Here is a 17,668-nt window from a genome sequence, read left to right on the forward strand (position 1 = left end):
CATCTGATCTGAGTCAATTGCAAGGACGCGTGAAAACGCTTTGCGACGATCTGCCACACCCGTGAGGTGCATCACATTTTCCGCATCAAGGCCGTCGTGGACGCGCTGAGGTGTGTCGCGCGTCAAATAAAAAGCCCGCCAGGTGGCGGGCTTCTATCTGGCGCGTACCTTGCGCGGGCTCAGGTATCCGCGTCGGTGGCGAAGCCTTCGCGCGTACCGCGATTGAACACACGGTCGTTGCCCAGCACATCGGCCGCCGCATGTGCGGTGCCATCCTTGAGGCGTGCATAGATCGGCGTGAAGTCTGGATGCGTGGCCTCGAACAGCTGCTCAAAGCTGTCGATCACGAAGTAAGTCTGCTGATAGGTATCGATGCGGTAGCGCGTATTCATCACGCGCTCCAGACCGAAGCCGATGCGGTTGGGCGCGGATGAGTCGAGGCAGTAGATGGACTCGCCCTTGGAGCTGACGATGCCGGCGCCGTAGATGCGCATGCCCTCATTCGTGTTGATCAAGCCGAACTCCACCGTGTACCAGTACAGGCGCGTGAGGTTCATCAGCGCCTCCGGACCGATGCCGAACGCCTTCATGCCACCACGTCCGTAAGCCTGCATGTAATCGGCGAACACCGGGTTGAGCAGCAGCGGCACGTGGCCGAACAGGTCGTGGAACAGATCGGGCTCGCTCAGGTAATCCAGCTGCTCGGGCTTGCGGATCCACCAGCTCACCGGGAAGCGGCGGTTGGCGAGGTGATCGAAAAACACTTCGTCGGGCAGCAGGCCTTCGACAGCGACTAGTTCCCAGCCGGTGGTCTTGCCTAGCACCTTGTTGAGGTCGGCGAACTTCGGGATACCGCCTTCGCCCAGACCGAAGCGATCCACACCTGCCATGAACTCCTTGCAGGCGCGGCCCGGCAGCAGCTCGCGCTGGCGCTGGAACAGGGTGTTCCACACGTCGTGGTCGGTGCGGCTATAGCTGGCCCATGGCTGCTCCACCACACCAGTGGCATACACCGGCACATAACCGCGATCGGTCTGCTGGTGTTCGACTTTGCGTGGTGCGTTGTGGTCCATGGGTGGCTCCGGTGCGCTGAAAAACTGCCCGGGAAGGGCGATCAACAGCATACGGCCGATGGCCTGCATGAAGGTTGTTTTGTTGTTCTATAAAGGCCTGTTGGTGCAATATTCGTGCGTCAAAAACTTGATACGCCGAGGTATCGTGCATGGCCAACCTGGACCGCACCGATCTGCGCATCCTCGCTGTATTGCAGGGGGATGGGCGCATTACTAACGCTGAGCTGGCCGAGCGGGTCAGCCTGTCGCCTTCCGCTTGCCTGCGCCGCCTGCAGCGGTTGGAGGGCGAGGGCATCCTCACCGGTTACACCGCGCAGGTAGACCCGGAGGCGGTGGGCCTGGGCCTGCAGGCCTTTGTGCGTGTGCAGCTGACCAAACATGACGGCGAGGCGATCGAGCGCTTCGTGGAGGATGTGAACGCGTGGGACGAAGTGGTCGCCTGCTACGCGCTCACCGGCGACATGGACTATCTGATGCACATCTATGTGGCCGACCTGCAGCACTTCTCGCGCTTTCTGCTGGATCGCCTGCTCAACGCCTCGGGCGTGGCCGATGTGAATTCCAGCTTCGTGCTGCGTACGGTGAAACGCTCCGCTGCGTTGCCGCTGACGCAGCTGGAGCGCTAGTTCACGCGGCTTCGTTGGCCAGCACCATCGACGTGTCGTCGTCGCGGCGCCGCTGAATGCGCAAGGCCAGGAAGGCCGCCACCACACCGGACGCTCCCGCGATCACAAACGGCGTCAGATAGCTGCCCAGTTGCACACGCAACACGCCAGCCATGAAAGCGGCGACTGCGGCGCCGACCTGGTGTCCCGCCACCACCCAGCCGAACACCACCGGCGCATCGCGTTCGCCGAAAGCTTCCGTAGTCAGGCGCAGCGTGGGCGGCACCGTGGCGATCCAGTCCAGGCCGTAGAACACGCCGAATAGCGACAGGCTGTACAGCGAGAAATCGGAGTAGGGCAGATACATCAGCGACAAGCCGCGCAGCCCGTAATACGCAAACAGCAGCTTGCGCGGATCGACGCGGTCGGTGAGCCAGCCCGATGCGGTGGTGCCGAACAGGTCGAAGATACCCATCATCGCCAGCAGACCGGCCGCGCGCACTTCGGGAATGCCGTGATCGCCGCACATCGCGATGAAGTGCGTGCCGATCAGGCCGTTGGTGGTGAAGCCGCACACAAAGAACGTGGCGAACAACAACCAAAACACGCCACGCTTGCTGGCGCGCCGAAGCACACCCAGGGTCAGCGCGAACAGATTGCCCGCCGGCGCGCTGGCATCGGCGGGTTCGTCGGCCGTTGCGCCATAACGGGTCAGGCCGATATCGGCAGGGCGCTCCGGCAGCAACCACAACACCAGCGGTACCAGCACGGCGCTGACCGCTGCAATGGTCAGCACCACCCAGCGCCAGCTGGCGTATTCGGCAATGGCGGCAAGGCCGGGTAGGAAGATCAGCGTGCCGGTGGCGGTGCTGGCGGTGAGCAGGCCCATCATCAGGCCGCGATGGGTGCTGAACCAGCGACCCACCACGGTGGCGCCCAGCACCACCGCCACGCAGCCGGTGCCGGCACCCGAAAGCACGCCCCAGGTCAGCAGAAGATGCCAGGGCTGGCTCATCACCGCACTCGACGCGGCCGCCAGCGCCATCACCGTGAGCGCGATGACTAGCACCCGGCGAATGCCGAAACGCTGCATCAGGGCGGCGGCGAACGGGCCCATCAGGCCGTAGAGCAGGATGCCCACCGCGGCGGCGGCGGAAATATCGTCCCGGCTCCAGCCGAAGGCGCGTCCCAGCGGCAACATCAACACGCCGGGCGTGGCGCGCATGCCGGCCGAGGCCAGCAGCGCCATGAACACCACGGCAACCACTACAAAGGCATAGTTTTGGCCGAAGGGCCGGCGGCGCTGTATAGTCATGTTACCGATCGGTACGGGACGGAAGTGCAGAGTACGTACCGATCGGTAACATTGTCAACAGGCCCATGTATGTCCAATCGCCCCAAATCCACTCCCGCCCCTGTCGAAGCCCCGCGCCGCGCCGCAGACCGCATCCGCGACACCGCCTTCGACCTGTTCTACCGCGAAGGCATCCGCGCCATTGGCGTGGAGGAAATCGTGACCCGGGCCGGCGTCACCAAGCCCAGCCTTTACCGTGCCTTCGAATCCAAGGACGAGTTGGCCGCGGCCTACCTGCGCGATTACGACCAGCGCTTCTGCCGCAGTTTCGAGGCGCCCGCCGCCGATCATCCCGGCGACCCGAAGGGCCAGCTGCTCGCCTACCTGGATAGCCTCTCAGTGCGCGCCAGCAGCGGTGACTACCGCGGCTGCGGTCTCACCAATGCCGTCATCGAATACCCGGACCGCGATCACCCCGCGCATCGGGTCGCGGTGGACAGCAAGCGAGCCCTGCGCGAACGCCTGCGCGAGATGTGCCGCGACATGAAAGTGCGCGACCCGGATGAATTGGCCGACAGCCTGCTGCTGCTGCTCGAAGGCAGTTACGTTTCGGGCCAGACCTTTGGCGAAGGCGGCCCCGCCCGTGTGCTAGGCGCCGCCGCTCGCCGCCTGATCGAAGCCTCGTTGTAGGAGCGCACCTTGTGCGCGACAAACCGGCAGGATTGTCGGTTTGTCGCGCACAAGGTGCGCTCCTACCAAAGACAGGCGACTCAGTTTGAAACGCACAAACTATCGATGCGCCACAGTACTGCCGACTCGCGGCCCGACTAACGCTAAACTAACCGGACCGATGAGCACCGATACCGTTTCCGCCCCGGACCGAGACCTTTTGCGACCCCTACGCTACCTATGGCGCGTGCCGCTGCTGTTGCTGCACATCCTGCTCGGCATCTTCTTGTGTTCGCTGATCCTCAGCTGGAACCGCCATGCCGTGATGAAAGACGGCCAGGAGCCGTTTGCTCATCGCACTATCCGCTGGTGGTCCACCGCGCTGCTGCGCATCTTCGGGCTGCGTTCGGTGCGTGTCGGCCAGCCGCTGGCCGATCCGGTGCTGTTCGTCGCCAATCACACCTCGTGGGTGGATATCGAACTGCTGCACAGCCAGCGCGCGGCGTGCTTCGTGGCGAAGGCCGAGATCGCCAACTGGCCGCTGGTGGGCTGGCTGGCTGCGAGCGGCGGCACCATCTTCCATCGGCGCGGCAGCAACCATTCACTGGCGACGGTGATGCAGGTGATGGTCGATCGCCTGCATGGCGGTCGTTCGGTGGCGGTGTTCCCGGAAGGTGGTACCGGCCATAACGGAGTACTGCGCGTATTCCATGCGCGCATCTTCCAGGCCGCGCTGGATGCGGAAGTCGCGGTGCAGCCGGTGGCGTTGCGCTTTGCGCGCGACGGCCGTCGGGTGGTCGATGCCGGCTTCCGCGAAGGCGAGAACTTCATGCAGAACTTCCTGCGCCTGCTCGGCGAAGCCCCGATGGATGCCGAGGTGCATTTCCTCGAACCGGTGCCGGCCATGCCGGACGCGCGCCGCCGCATGGCGGATCTGTCGCGCGAACGCATCGCTGCTGCACTGGAAGATCGCACGGCATGAGTTTGCCCAAGGGCATCGATTTCCGTCCGCCGTGGCCGCTGAGCAGCGGCCATATCCAGACCATGCTGTCGTCCAGCGGCGTGCGCCGCCAGCTCCTGCCGCGCGCGGCGCAGACAGTGCAGGACGGCGCGGAATCGGTAATGGTCGATGGCGGCGACGGCGTGCGCCTCACCGGCGCCTACACCGCACAGAAACAACTGCCGCAGGCGCGCGGCCTGGCCGTGCTGTTTCACGGTTGGGAAGGCAGCGTCGATTCCACCTATGTGCTGCAGACCGGCAGCCGCCTGCTCGCGGAAGGCTGGGACGTGTTCCGCCTGAATTTCCGCGACCACGGCGACAGCCACCCGCTCAACGAAGCGCTGTTCCATTCCTGTCGCATCGACGAAGTGGTACACGCGCTGACCGATATCGCGCGACGCTGGCCGGCACGGCCGATGGCGCTGGCGGGCTTTTCGCTGGGCGGCAACTTCGCGTTGCGCGCCGCATTGCGCGCGCCGGAAGCCGGCATTCCGTTGAGCTATGCGCTGGCGGTGTGTCCGATCGTCGATCCGGGCGAAGGCCTGTTCTCGCTGGAGGAATCGGCACCGTGGTTCTACCGGGCCTACTTCCTGCGCAAATGGCGCCGCTCGTTGCAGGCCAAGCAGGCGGCGTTTCCGCACCGACAGTATTTCGAGCTGGACGAACTGAAACAAAGCCTGCGCGGGCTTACCGAATCGCTAGTGCTAAGGCATACCGATTTCGGTTCGCTGCAGGCGTATCTGGACGGCTATTCGGTGGCTGGCGACACGCTCAAGACGCTGAACATTCCCGCCACCATCCTCACCTCGCGTGACGATCCGGTGATTCCGGTCGACGCGTTTGAAAAGCTGGAACTGCCGCCGAATGTGGAGCTGGACATTGCGCTCCACGGCGGGCATTGCGGTTTCATCCGCGGCTACGACATGACCAGCTTCACCGACGACTACATCGCCGCACGCTTCAACGCACTCCTGTAGGAGCGCACCCCCGGACTTGATCCGGGGGTGCGCTCCTACAGCTTTATCGATGTGGAGATTCAATCCGCGGGTACGCAGCGTCCCCGCGCCCAGATCCGCAAGGCTTCCACCTGCTCGTGCATCAGCACCGACAGCGGGCGCGTCTGTTCCAACGCGGCGAGCAAGGTGGCCTGCTCCAGCGGCGCGTTGCCGCTGCTGGCATCGTAGAGCGCGCTGACGATCGCCTGCTCAATCTCCGCGCCGGAGAAACCTTCGCTGGCGGCGGCCAGTGCGGCTAGGTCGAATTGCTCCACTGGCAGTTTGCGTCGCCGCAGATGCATCGCGAAGATCTCGGTGCGCACCGAGGTCTGCGGCAGATCGACAAAGAAGATCTCATCGAAACGCCCCTTGCGCAGCAGCTCAGCCGGTAGTTCCTGCACGGCATTCGCGGTAGCGACAGCGAATACCTTGGCTTTGCGTTCGGCCATCCAGGTCAGCAGATAGCCAAGCACGCGACGCGAAACGCCGCCGTCCTCGCCACCGCTGGCGAGACCTTTCTCGATCTCGTCGATCCACAGCACGCAGGGCGCGAGCAGCTCAGTGCTCTGCAGCGCCTCGCGCAGATTCTTTTCGGTCTCGCCCTGGTACTTGTTGTAGAGCGCGCCGAAATCCAGCCGCACCAGCGGCACCCCAAAACCGCCGGCGATGGCCTTGGCCGCCAGGCTCTTGCCGCAACCTTGTACGCCGAGCAGCAGCACGCCTTTGGGCGGATCGAGCATGGGATCAGGCGTGGCGGCGAGAAACACGCCGCGCCGCCGCTGCACCCATTCGCGCACGCGGCTGACGCCGGCGATATCGGTGAAGCTGGCGGTGGCGTACTCGTAGTGCAACAGACCGGAGCGGTTGAGCAGATCGAACTTCGCCTGCATCAGCTCGGGCAAGTCGTTGGCGGTCAGCGCGCCGTCGTTGTAGATCAGCTTGCGCACGATGCGCCGCGCATCCGGCGCGGCCAGTCCGAGCAGGTTGCGCACGATGGTGCGTGCTGCTTCGCCATCCACTTCCACACGGCGGCCCTGTTCGCGTTGCCAGGCCAGCGCTTCGGCGCGAAGGATCGCGGCCAGCTCCTTGATGTCAGGCAGCGACAGCGGTACGCGCATGGATAGCGCTTCCAGTTCCTCCGGCAACTCGATGCGCGCACCGACCAGCACAAGGGTGTGGGCAGAAGAGCTCTGCCGCTGCACGATCTCGCGCATCTGGCGCAAGGTCATGGCGTAACGTAGGAAAGGATGGAAATCGAACAACAGATAGATACCGCGCTCGCTAGCGGTGCGAATGGCATCCAGGGTGGCGCCGGCATCCGGTGCCACCTCTTCTTCGGGTTGCATGAAGTCGAGCCGGGTGAGGCCGTCGGTCAGCGTCCAGCGCCATAGCGGGCGCAGCGCCTGCGAGATCACATGGCGGAAACATTCGATCACACGCTGTTCGTCGACCGTCTCGATGACCAGCAGCGGCGTGGCCGCGCGCACCAAGGTGGTCAGGTCCTGCAATTCGCTCATGTAACTCGCCCCTCCGTGGGCCGGCACAATAGCAGAGGCCGCCTGCCGGCTTATGGCAGAGGCATCTTCGCGCGTGTCGGTATACGCTCTCGCTCCGGTCTCCCGCGGAGTCTTTCCCCATGCGTCTGCTGCTGTCTCTCGCACTCGGCCTGCTAGCGGTTCCGGCGATGGCTGCCCCCCAGCTCGACAAGCTGACCCTGCCCAAGGGTTTCCATATCGCCGTCTACTCGGATCAGGTGCCGAACGCGCGCGAGATCGCGCTGGGTGCCAAGGGCACCGTGTTCGTCGGTTCCAACGATGCCGGCAAGGTGTATGCGCTCACCGACAGTACCGGTAGCGGCAAGGCCGACAAGGTGCACGTAATCGCTACCGGCCTGCAATTGCCGGTGGGCGTGGCGTTCAAGAATGGCGACCTGTATGTGTCCGCCGTCAGCAAGATCGTGGTGCTGCGCGACATCGAGAATCATCTCGACACACCGCCCAAGCCCGAAGTGGTCTATGACAAATTCCCCACCGAAACGCACCACGGCTGGAAATTCATCGCCTTCGGTCCCGATGGCAAGCTCTACGTGCCGATCGGCGCACCCTGCAACATCTGCGACAAGGGCAAGGACTACGCCAAGCTCACCCGCCTCAACGCCGACGGCACGGGCCTGGAAGACGTGGCCTACGGCATCCGCAACACCGTCGGCTTCACATGGCGGCCGGGCTCGAACCAGTTGTGGTTCACCGACAACGGCCGCGACATGATGGGCGACGACATGCCCAGCGACGAACTGAACCGCCTCACCCGCGTTGGCGAGCATTTCGGTTACCCCTATTGCCACCAGGGCGACACGCTCGATCCCGAGTTCGGCAAGGGCAAGAGCTGCAAGGACTACACGCCGCCGGTGTTGAAGCTCGGCCCGCATGTCGCGTCACTGGGCCTGCGTTTCTACGAAGGCAAGCAATTCCCCGCCAGCTACAAGGGCGCGTTGATCGTTGCCGAGCACGGCTCGTGGAATCGCACCAAGAAATCTGGTTATCGCGTGATGACGGTGCGTCTCAACGGCGACAAGGTGGCTTCGTACGAGCCGCTGATCGAAGGCTTCCAGCAGGACGAAAAAGCATGGGGCCGTCCGGCCGACGTGCAGCCGTTGCCGGACGGCAGCCTGCTGGTGAGCGACGATGAAGCGGGCGCGGTGTACCGCGTTACCTACCAGGCCGCCAAGTAAGTTTTCAGCCCGCCAATCTGGCGGGCTTCGCATTGGATCGATCACAGGAGAACGCAGTGCAACTTCGCAGCGACAGTTTTCAGGACGGCCAACCGATTCCCGTGCGCTACGCCTTCGGCAAGCCCGGCGATCCGGTGGCTCTGTCGGACAACTGGAGTCCGCACCTGGCGTGGAAGGACGCGCCGCTGGCGGCACGTTCCTACGTGCTTACTTGCATCGACACCGACGTACCCAGCCGTGGAGACGATGTGAACCAGCCGGGGCGCATCGTGCCGGCGGATCTGCCGCGGGTGGAGTTTGTGCACTGGCTGATGGCCAACATTCCGGTGGAATGCGGCGAACTGGCGGCCGGCGCCTGCAGCGAAAGCGTCGTGGCCCGCGGCAAGCGCGCGCCTTACGGACCACCCGGCAGTGTGCAAGGCATGAACGATTTCACCGGATGGTTCAAAGGCGACGCCGACATGGGCGGCGAATACCTTGGCTACGACGGCCCGTGCCCGCCGTGGAACGACGCGCTGGTTCACCACTACCACTTCCGCATCCATGCACTCGATGTGGAGTCGTTGAAACTGGCCGACGGTTTCACCCTGGCCGAGCTGCGCAAAGCTATGGAAGGGCACGTGCTCGACGAAGCGGAAATCGTCGGTACTTATGCGATCAATCCGGCGGCCACGAGCGGGAAATAAGCGGAGAGAAGTGAGCACTCCACGCCGGTAAAAACGCCGGCGTTACATGCTCGTTTCATGCGCCCTTTCTTTCCCTTCGCACTATTGTGGTGAAGGCGTGCAGGCCGCCGCGTGCGGCCTTCACGCTGGCAAGGCATGCGCTGTGGATGAATGGTGGCGGGGCGACCGTCCCGCCCGTTCACCGAGGAATTGCACCATGCTTCACTACGCCCTGGTCTTTCTGGTCATCGCCATCATTGCGGCGCTGTTCGGGTTCACAGGGATTGCGGGCACCGCCGCCGGTATCGCCAAAATCCTGTTCGTTGTGTTCCTGATCCTGGCCGCCATCGCTTTCTTCCGGCGTACCAACTGAACGAAAGCGTTGTGCTGTGCGCCACGGCGCCGGCAAATTCGCTAGAGTCATCCCTCTGTCCACCGGAGAACGCCATGAACAAGCAAGTCCAGGCGCATGAAGCCAGCGCGGGCCATCGCATCGAGGAAGGTGCCGAGCGCGTCAAGCAAGCCACCTCCAGTGCCGTTGCCGGCGCCAAGGAAGCTGTCGAGCGTGCCGCCGACCATGTGGAAGAAAGTCTGCACCGCGCCACCGACAAAGCCGCCGGCGCCGCCACGCGCGCCAGCAGCAAGGCCGGCGAATACAGCGAGCGCAGCCGCGAGGTTTACGACGACGCGATGGACCACGCCGACGAATGGCTAGGCAAGGCGCGCGATTACGTGCGCGAAAAGCCGGTGCAGTCGGTTGCCATCGCGCTTGGCGCGGGCTGGCTGCTCGGCCGCATCCTGCGCCGCTGAAAAACGTGACAGCGAGGGCAGGGGATGCACGATTCCGGGCGTGAGGAAGCCGCCGACGCGGCCGGCGAAACGCCTGGGCAGCCCGAGGCGCCGGGTGTGCTGGATGACGTTGGCCGGGCCGGACGTGCTTTCAAGCAACTGTTCGGCGCGCAGCTAAACCTGCTGGTCGCCGAACTCGGCCTCGCACGCAGCGCCATTTCATGGATGCTGCTGGCGGGGCTGGCCGCTACCGTGGCCGGTGTCGGCCTGGGCCTGAGCCTGATGGCGCTGGCCGGTGTGCTGCTGGCGAAGTGGCTGGGCTCCTGGGCATGGGCGCTGGTGGTGCTGGCGCTGCTGCAAGCTGTGTTTCTATTCGCCATGATCCTGCTGTTCTGCCGTTGCATGCACTGGTTGAGTCTGCCCGCTACGCGCGGTGAATGGCGTGAGACCATGCGTCAGGCGATGCGCAAGGCAGAACGCACCGAAGCCGCGAGCGCCGATGCGGATCGGGCCGCCAGCCGGGAGGACGGGACATGAGCGTGTTCAAGCATCTACAAGCCGTGCGCGTTGCGCGCGCCGATGTCGTCGAAGCGCGGCAGCGGGTAGCCGAGCCTGCTGGCGCACTGTTGGATCGGGGCCGGCGGCATCCCCTGGGCACCGTCAGTGTGGCCGCGGGTCTCGGTTTCGTCCTGGGCCAGTTGAACGTCCATCCGCTGCGCGTGCCGGGCCTGGGTGCCCTGTTGAGCGGTAGCGCCGCCGAATTAGTCATGCAGGGCGCGCGTCTGGTCCGTGAGTTCAGCGAAGGTGGTTTCGACGCACCATGAGCGATCCGCTGCTGCCGGTGACGCCGCCGGCACCCACCGCCGGCGCTGAAAGCGCGAACACAAACCCGCTCGTGCACGGGCAGACGAAGCGCCGCCATCATCGCCACTACATCGCACGCGCTACGCAGAGCCATCTGCGCGGCATCCGCGTAGTGCTCAATGTGCTGCTGATCCTGGCGCTGCTGTACACCATCACCCTGATCAAGGCACTGCTGATTCCGCTGGTACTCGCCGCCTTCATCGGCCTTGCGCTCAACCCGATCGTGGCCGCGACGGCACGTCGGGGCATCCCGCGCTGGTTAAGTGCAAGCGTATTGATGATCGCCCTTATTGCCGGCATCGGCACCGGCATCGGTCTGTTGGCGCAACCCGCCATAGGTTGGTTCCACGACGCTCCGGCGGCGCTCAAGAATTTCGTGCCCAAACTTCGCGCGGTCACGCAGCCGCTGGAAGCGGCCAGCCGCGCCACACAGACGCTAGTCAGCGGCCAAACCGTGCGTGCGCCGGCCCGGTCGGCCGACGTGGCGGTCAATGCTTGGGATATATTGGCGACGACACCCAAAGTAGTCGCTGCGGTGCTCACCGTGGTGTTGCTGGTGTTCTTCTTTCTGATCTACGGCGACACCCTGCTGCGGCGGCTGGTCGAGATCGCGCCCAACTTTCGCTACAAGCGCCACACGGTGGCGATCGTGCGCAGCATCCAGACCGAGGTCTCGCGTTACATCCTCACCACACTGTTGATCAACCTGGTGCTGGGCCTGCTTACCGCCGGCATGCTGTGGGCTTATCGCGTGCCTGATCCGTTGCTGTGGGGCGCGGTGGCGATGCTGGCGAACTTCATTCCCTATGTCGGCGCAGTCACCACCACGACGGTGCTGGCGCTGGTCGGTTTGATGAACTTCAACGACCCGGGCCATGCTTTGCTGCCAGCGCTGACGTTTGCCGGTATCACGGCGGTTGAGGGCAATTTGATCACGCCATTCATCCAGGGACGTCGCATGCGCCTGAGCCCTGTCGCCATTTTGCTATGGCTATTGGTGTGGGGTTGGCTGTGGGGCATTCCTGGTGCGCTGCTCGCCGTGCCGATGCTGACTAGCGTCAAGTTAATTGCTGAGCGGGTGCGAGGGTGGCGGTGGTTTGCGTTGTTGGTGCAGCGCTGAGATATCTGTCCCTCGCGGGATAGAAGGTCAGGGTGAGGATTCGACCTTGCGATATCCCTACCTACTCGTCATCCCTGCGCAGGCAGGGATCCAGTGGCGTTATCGCTTGGTTGTCGCGTCTGCGTGCCCGGGCTCGCCTGCCGCGGGCTTTCGAACCGCTGCCGCGGTCCGAGTCACTTTCTCTTTGCTGGCCCACGCACCCGCAGGAGCGGGTGCGAATAGCGCAGCTGGCCCGAAGGGCGGAGGGCATGGATGCCCGGAGTCAAGAGAAAGTAACCAAAGAGAAATGGCCTGAAGAGCAGGCGGTGGGCTCTGTAGCTGCGCCATTTCCAGTGTCAGGCGTCGGAAGGGTTTTCTCCAGGGCCCGATCGTTCGCTTCACCAAGCAATCTGCGCTCGATCCCGAAAAAATCCGCCTGTGATCGAACCTTGCGGCGGCAAACAAGCGGCCCACACAATACCGGCCGCGCCTTCGGCGACGGGCCGTCCACCAGGGCCACCCATGTCGGTAGCTACCCAGCCTGGACACACCGCATTCACCAGAATCCCGCTGCCGCGCAGTTCGCTGGCGAGCATGCGTGTATAGCTGTTGAGTGCGGCTTTGGAGACGCGGTAGGCGGGGCAGTCTTCGCCCTCGCTTTCGATGGCACCGCAGCCGCTGGAGACATTGACGATGCGTCCGTAGGCGTGGCGTTTCATCAGCGGTACGGCGGCTTCGCCGAGTCGCCAGGCGCCGAGCAGGTTGGTGTCGATGGCACTTTGTACATGCGCAAGGCTGACGGAGGAGGCGCGGTCGTCGATGTCGAAGTAAGCGCCGGCGTTATTGACCAGGACATCGAGACGGCCGTAGTCGTGTTCGATGCGCGCGGCGAGTGCATCCACGTCGATCTGTGAGGTCACGTCCAGTTGCACGGCAATCACATCGCTGCCGGCGCGCCGCAATGGCTTGGCGGCTTTTTCGCCGGCGGCGAGGTTGCGTGCGCCGAGCAGCACAGTCATGCCGCTGGCGCCTAGCTGACGGGCCACTTCAAGCCCGAGTCCGCGATTGGCGCCGCTGACCAGCGCAACGCGCTGGCTCAGCGGCGGTTCGGTGCCCAGCGAACGCTCACGCGGTGAGCGGCGCGGGAAAGGTACCGGGTTCATGGCATCGCACTCACGGCACCTGTGCGACTTGTGTGCAGCGTTCATCGCCGCAGGCCTGCCAACCACCGCCCAGCGCCTTGTACACGGCCACTGCGCGCAGGTTGATCGCGGCTTCCGCTTCGGCCAGCGCATCTTCGGCGGTGAGCTGGGTGCGTTCGGCATCCAGCAACTGCAGGAAGTCGGCGGCACCTTCGTTGTAGCGGATGCGCGCCAGGTCAGCCGCACGACGGCTCTGCGCCACCTGATCGAGCAGTTTCTGCACGCGCTCGCGTTGCAGGTTGAAGCCGACCAGCGAATTGCTGACGTCTTCCACAGCAGTCAGCACGGTGCGCTGGTAGTTCGCCAGCGCCGCATCCGCACGCGCCTCGCTTGCCTTCACGTTGGAGCGTACGCGCTGCACGTTCAGGCCCGGCCAGCTGATGCTCGGCGCGATCGACCACGCACGCGTGGACGGACTGCCGAAGTTGTTGCTCTGGCCAGCGAGGAAGCCGACGAAACCGCCCAGCGTGATATGCGGAAACCAGTCCGCCTTGGCCACGCCGATGCGCGCATTGGCAGCGGCCAGTTCGCGTTCGGCCACACGCACATCGGGACGGCGCGCCAGCACGTCGCCGGCGTTACCGATGGGCAGGGAAACGTCGATCGCCTTGAAGTGCTGCGAAGCCAGATCGATGTCGAGTTCGCCGGGACGCTCGCCGAGCAACACGGCCAGATGCGCGGCATCAGCATGGGCCTGCGTTTCCAGCACCGGCAGCTGCGCTTCCACCGAACTCAGTCGCGCATTGGCGCTCGCCACGTCCTGCTCAGAGCCGGTGCCAATGCTGGAACGGGCCTGGATCAGGCGCAGCGATTCGCGCTGGTTGTCGATATCGCGCTTAGCCACATCGATGCGCAACTGGGTGCCACGCAGATCGAAGTAGTAACGCGCGACATCGGCGAACAGCGTCACCTGCGCATCCTGCAACGAGGCCGCGCTGGCGTCCGCCTGTGCGCCGGCCGCTTCTACTGAGCGACGCACGCCGCCGAACAGATCGATCTCCCAGCTGGCATCGAAGCCTGCCTGGTACGTCTCCACCGTGGTGCGTTTGTTGGTGAAGCCCGGCTGCTGGCCGCGACTGCGCTGATAGCTCGCATCCGCATTCACTGTAGGCCACTGGTCGGCGCGACTGACGCCGAGCAAGGCACGCGATTCCTGCAGATGCGCGATAGCGATCTTCAGATCAGGCGCGTTCTTTGCCGCACGCTGGATCAAAGCATCCAGCGTCGGGTCGTTGAACTGCTTCCACCAATTGGTCTGGAAGTCCTGCGCGCTTTCCTGCTTCTGATCAATCTCTTGCAGAGCCAGCGGTTTTTGTTCGGGCCGGTGGTAATCCGGCCCCACGCTTACACAGCCAGCCAACAACAGCGCTGCTGCCAAGGCGGTACTCATCAACTTAACCATCTCAATGCTCCTCGATTGCCGGTGCTGGCAGGCCACGCGCGGCGCGGCGAGCCGCGCGGCGTTCGGCGGCGTTTTCGCTCCAGCCGCGGATCAGCACGTAGAACAGCGGGGTGAAGATCAACCCAAAGAAGGTGACGCCCAGCATGCCGGCGAACACCGCCACACCCATCGCATGACGCATCTCGGCACCCGCACCGTGCGAGGTCACCAGCGGCACTACGCCCATGATGAAAGCGATCGAGGTCATCAGGATCGGGCGCAGTCGCAGACGGGCGGCTTCCAACACTGCCTGCTTGCGATCGAGACCTTCCAGAATCTGCGCTTCGCGGGCGAACTCCACAATCAGGATCGCGTTCTTACACGCCAGGCCCACCAGTACGATCAAACCGATCTGGGTGAAGATGTTGTTGTCGCCACCGGACAGCCACACGCCGGAGATCGCGGACAGCAGCACCATCGGTACGATCAGGATCACCGCCAGCGGCAAGGTCAGACTCTCGTACAGCGAAGCCAGCACCAGGAACACCAGCAGCACGCACAACGGGAACACCAGCACCGCGGTATTGCCGGCGAGGATCTGCTGATAGGTCAGCTCGGTCCATTCGAACGACATGCCGTTGGGCAGGTTGTCGCGCGCCAGCTTCTCCATCGCCTCCTGCGCCTGGCCCGAGCTGAAGCCCGGCGCCGGGCCGCCATTGATCTCGGCGGTGGGGTAACCGTTGTAGTGCTGCACGCGATCCGGACCGGCGCCCTGATGCACGGTCAGGAACGAACCGAGCGGAATCGCCTCGCCCTTGGCATTGCGCGTCTTCAGCTGCAGCAGATCCTCCGGTTCGCGGCGGAAACGCTGGTCGGCGGAAACGTTCACCTGGTACGTGCGGCCGAAGCGATTGAAGTCGTTGACGTAGAGCGAGCCCATATAGGCCTGCATCGTCTGGTACACATCGCTCAGGTCTACGCCTTCGGCCTTGGCTTTCTCGCGGTCCACGTCAGCATCGATCTGCGGCACGCTCACCTGGTAACTGGAGAACAGGCCCGCCAATGCCGGCGTCTTCTGGCTCGCCGCAATCAGCCCTTGCGTCTGCTTGAACAACTCTTCGAAGCCAGCGTCCGAACGGTCCTCGATCTGGATGCGGAAACCACCGATCGTACCCAGGCCCATCACCGGCGGCGGCGGGAACACTGCCATGTAGGCATCCTGGATGGAGGCAAACTTTTGGTTCAGCGCACCGGCGATGGCGCCAGCCGACAACGATGGGTCGCGGCGTTCTTCAAACGGCTTGAGCGTCGCGAACACGATGCCGGAGTTGGGGCTGTTGGTGAAACCGTTGATCGACAGGCCGGGGAACGCCACCGCGCTCTGCACGCCCGGCTGCTTCAGCGCGATATCGCTCATACGGCGAATCACATCTTCCGTGCGGTCGAGCGACGCGGCATCCGGCAATTGCGCGAACGCCACCAGATACTGCTTGTCCTGCTGCGGTACGAAGCCGGTCGGCACATGGGCAAAGCCGAAGAAGCCCAGCAGCACCAGGCCGCCGTAGACCATCAGCGCGATGGTGCCCGAGCGCAGCACGCGCTGCACACCGCCGACATAGCGATTGGCACTGCTCGTAAACAGGCGGTTGAACGGACGGAACAGCCAGCCCAGGCCGCGATCCATCCACACCGTGAGCTTGTCCTTCGGCGCGTCATGGTCGCGCAGCAGGATGGCGGCCAGCGCCGGGCTCAGGGTAAGCGAGTTGAAGGCCGAGATCACCGTGGAGATGGCGATGGTCAGCGCAAACTGACGATAGAACTGACCGGTCAGGCCGCTGATGAAAGCCGCCGGCACGAACACCGCGCACAGCACCAATGCCGTAGCGACGATGGGACCAGTCACTTCCTTCATCGCCTGGCGCGTGGCCTCCTTCGGCCGCATGCCATGCTCAATGTGACGCTCGACGTTCTCCACCACCACGATGGCGTCGTCCACCACGATGCCGATGGCCAGCACCAGGCCGAACAGCGACAGCGCGTTGAGCGAGAAGCCGGCGAGATACATCACTGCAAACGTACCGATCAGCGAGACCGGCACCGCCACCAGCGGGATGACCGACGCACGCCAGGTCTGCAGGAACAAGATCACCACCAGCACGACCAGCGCGATGGCTTCAAACAGCGTATGCACCACCGCCTCGATCGAGCCGCGTACGAATACGGTCGGGTCGTAGACGATGTGGTAGTCCACACCCTGCGGGAAATCCTTCTTCAGGCCCGCCATGGTGGCGCGCACTTCGTCGGAGATCTGGATGGCGTTGGAACCCGGGCGGGCAAAGATCGGAATCGCCACCGCCGGCTGGTTGTCCAGCAAGCTGCGCAGCGCGTAGTTGTTGGAACCCAGTTCCGCACGTGCGACGTCGCGCAGATGCGTCACCGCGCCATTGGCCTCGGTACGCACGATGATGTTGAGGAAGTCTTCCTCATTGACCAGACGGCCCTGCGTGTTGATGTTGAGCTGGAACGCGGCATTGCCCGGACCGGGCGGTGCATTCAACGCGCCGGCGGCGACCGCCACGTTCTGCTCCTGGATCGCATGGATCACGTCGCCGGTGGTCAACAGTCGCTGCGCCAGTCGCTGCGGATCCAGCCACACCCGCATGCTGTACTCGCCCGCGCCGAACAGCTGCACGTCGCCCACGCCGTCGAGGCGCGCGAGCTGGTCCTTGATGTGGAGGCGTGCGTAGTTCGACAGGTAGAGCATGTCGTAACGGTTATCGGGCGAGGTGAGATGCACCACCATCGTCAGGTCGGGCGAGCTCTTCTGCGTGGTCACACCCAGGCGCTGCACTTCCTGCGGCAGCTTGGTGAGCGCCTGCGACACGCGGTTCTGTACCTGCACCTGGGCGTTATCCAGATCGCTGCCCAGTGCAAAGGTGACGGTCAGCGTCATCGCGCCGTCGCTGGTGGACTGCGAGGAGGTGTAGAGCATGCCTTCCACGCCGTTGATCTGTTCTTCCAGCGGCGTGGCGACGGTTTCGGCGATGACTTTGGGATTGGCACCCGGATAGCTGGCGCGCACCACTACCGTGGGCGGCACCACTTCGGGGTATTCGCTGATCGGCAGGCGGAACAGCGAAATGCCGCCCGCGATCACGATCAGTACGGAAAGGACGCCGGCCAGAATCGGCCTGTCCACGAAAAATTGGGCGATTTTCATCATCGGTCCTGGTAGCAGTGCGCTCTCCCCGATGACACGAAGGGGAAGGCGTAACGTTGCTGGAGTCCTTGCTCCTCCCCC

17 protein-coding genes are annotated in these 17,668 nt (G+C 64.1%); 11 read left to right on the forward strand and 6 right to left on the reverse strand.

The annotated features are described in order from the left end of the window. Nucleotides 1–179: 179 nt before the first annotated feature. On the reverse strand, nt 180–1,073 hold the full coding sequence (gene phhA / locus BM338_RS06415) for a phenylalanine 4-monooxygenase (protein ID WP_090450143.1): 894 nt from the start codon (nt 1,071–1,073) through the stop codon (nt 180–182). A 149-nt stretch (nt 1,074–1,222) separates the two neighbouring features. Between phhA and BM338_RS06420 the strand changes: the two genes are divergently transcribed. After that, the gene (locus tag BM338_RS06420) at nt 1,223–1,699 is read left to right on the forward strand and encodes an Lrp/AsnC family transcriptional regulator (protein WP_090449954.1); all 477 of its coding nucleotides are present in this window, start codon (nt 1,223–1,225) and stop codon (nt 1,697–1,699) included. Nucleotide 1,700: 1 nt separating this feature from the next. Here BM338_RS06420 and BM338_RS06425 read toward each other — a convergent pair whose 3' ends face one another. Beyond that, nucleotides 1,701–2,993, reverse strand: coding sequence for an MFS transporter (locus tag BM338_RS06425; protein ID WP_090449955.1), 1,293 nt, complete (start codon nt 2,991–2,993; stop codon nt 1,701–1,703). Nucleotides 2,994–3,062: 69 nt separating this feature from the next. Between BM338_RS06425 and BM338_RS06430 the strand changes: the two genes are divergently transcribed. From BM338_RS06430 to BM338_RS06440, 3 genes are all read left to right on the forward strand, one after another. Further along, nucleotides 3,063–3,662, forward strand: coding sequence for a TetR/AcrR family transcriptional regulator (locus tag BM338_RS06430; protein WP_090449956.1), 600 nt, complete (start codon nt 3,063–3,065; stop codon nt 3,660–3,662). A gap of 160 nt (nt 3,663–3,822) precedes the next feature. After that, on the forward strand, nt 3,823–4,623 hold the full coding sequence (locus tag BM338_RS06435) for a lysophospholipid acyltransferase family protein (RefSeq protein ID WP_090449957.1): 801 nt from the start codon (nt 3,823–3,825) through the stop codon (nt 4,621–4,623). Further along, a complete protein-coding gene (locus tag BM338_RS06440; protein WP_090449958.1) occupies nt 4,620–5,618 on the forward strand; it encodes a YheT family hydrolase in 999 nt (332 codons plus the stop codon). The genes BM338_RS06435 and BM338_RS06440 overlap by 4 nt, the downstream gene beginning before the upstream one ends. A gap of 59 nt (nt 5,619–5,677) precedes the next feature. Here BM338_RS06440 and BM338_RS06445 read toward each other — a convergent pair whose 3' ends face one another. Beyond that, nucleotides 5,678–7,153, reverse strand: coding sequence for an AAA family ATPase (locus tag BM338_RS06445; protein WP_090449959.1), 1,476 nt, complete (start codon nt 7,151–7,153; stop codon nt 5,678–5,680). 119 nt (nt 7,154–7,272) lie between these two features. Here BM338_RS06445 and BM338_RS06450 point away from each other — a divergent pair, with 119 nt between their 5' ends. The 7 genes from BM338_RS06450 (at nt 7,273) to BM338_RS06480 (ending at nt 11,805) form a co-directional block, all read left to right on the forward strand. Then, complete coding sequence (locus BM338_RS06450; protein ID WP_090449960.1) at nt 7,273–8,367, forward strand: PQQ-dependent sugar dehydrogenase; 1,095 nt, start codon at nt 7,273–7,275, stop codon at nt 8,365–8,367. A 56-nt stretch (nt 8,368–8,423) separates the two neighbouring features. Continuing rightward, nucleotides 8,424–9,053 carry a YbhB/YbcL family Raf kinase inhibitor-like protein gene (locus tag BM338_RS06455; RefSeq protein WP_090449961.1) on the forward strand — a complete coding sequence of 210 codons (630 nt, stop codon included), beginning with the start codon at nt 8,424–8,426 and terminating at the stop codon, nt 9,051–9,053. A 196-nt stretch (nt 9,054–9,249) separates the two neighbouring features. Beyond that, the gene (locus BM338_RS06460; RefSeq protein ID WP_090449962.1) at nt 9,250–9,405 is read left to right on the forward strand and encodes a DUF1328 domain-containing protein; all 156 of its coding nucleotides are present in this window, start codon (nt 9,250–9,252) and stop codon (nt 9,403–9,405) included. Between the two features lie 74 nt (nt 9,406–9,479). Continuing rightward, nucleotides 9,480–9,842, forward strand: coding sequence for an ElaB/YgaM/YqjD family protein (locus BM338_RS06465; protein WP_090449963.1), 363 nt, complete (start codon nt 9,480–9,482; stop codon nt 9,840–9,842). 24 nt (nt 9,843–9,866) lie between these two features. Beyond that, nucleotides 9,867–10,358 carry an ABC transporter ATP-binding protein gene (locus BM338_RS06470; RefSeq protein WP_177229241.1) on the forward strand — a complete coding sequence of 164 codons (492 nt, stop codon included), beginning with the start codon at nt 9,867–9,869 and terminating at the stop codon, nt 10,356–10,358. Continuing rightward, a complete protein-coding gene (locus BM338_RS06475) occupies nt 10,355–10,645 on the forward strand; it encodes a hypothetical protein (RefSeq protein WP_090449964.1) in 291 nt (96 codons plus the stop codon). The genes BM338_RS06470 and BM338_RS06475 overlap by 4 nt, the downstream gene beginning before the upstream one ends. After that, on the forward strand, nt 10,642–11,805 hold the full coding sequence (locus BM338_RS06480; protein WP_090449965.1) for an AI-2E family transporter: 1,164 nt from the start codon (nt 10,642–10,644) through the stop codon (nt 11,803–11,805). The genes BM338_RS06475 and BM338_RS06480 overlap by 4 nt, the downstream gene beginning before the upstream one ends. A 377-nt stretch (nt 11,806–12,182) precedes the next feature. On the opposite strand, the gene BM338_RS06485 is transcribed toward BM338_RS06480, so the two are convergent. Genes BM338_RS06485 through BM338_RS06495 form a run of 3 tightly spaced genes read right to left on the reverse strand, consistent with a single transcriptional unit; the run spans nt 12,183 to nt 17,590 of the window. Next, nucleotides 12,183–12,947, reverse strand: a complete 765-nt coding sequence (locus BM338_RS06485; protein ID WP_090449966.1) for an SDR family oxidoreductase — start codon at nt 12,945–12,947, stop codon at nt 12,183–12,185. A 10-nt stretch (nt 12,948–12,957) separates the two neighbouring features. Further along, the gene (locus tag BM338_RS06490; RefSeq protein ID WP_255367201.1) at nt 12,958–14,376 is read right to left on the reverse strand and encodes an efflux transporter outer membrane subunit; all 1,419 of its coding nucleotides are present in this window, start codon (nt 14,374–14,376) and stop codon (nt 12,958–12,960) included. Between the two features lie 13 nt (nt 14,377–14,389). Beyond that, nucleotides 14,390–17,590: an efflux RND transporter permease subunit gene (locus BM338_RS06495; protein ID WP_090449968.1), complete on the reverse strand. Its 3,201-nt coding sequence runs from the start codon at nt 17,588–17,590 to the stop codon at nt 14,390–14,392. Nucleotides 17,591–17,668: the final 78 nt, after the last annotated feature.

Origin of the sequence: Dyella sp. OK004 (genome assembly GCF_900114495.1) — a bacterium.
GTDB lineage: Bacteria > Pseudomonadota > Gammaproteobacteria > Xanthomonadales > Rhodanobacteraceae > Dyella_D.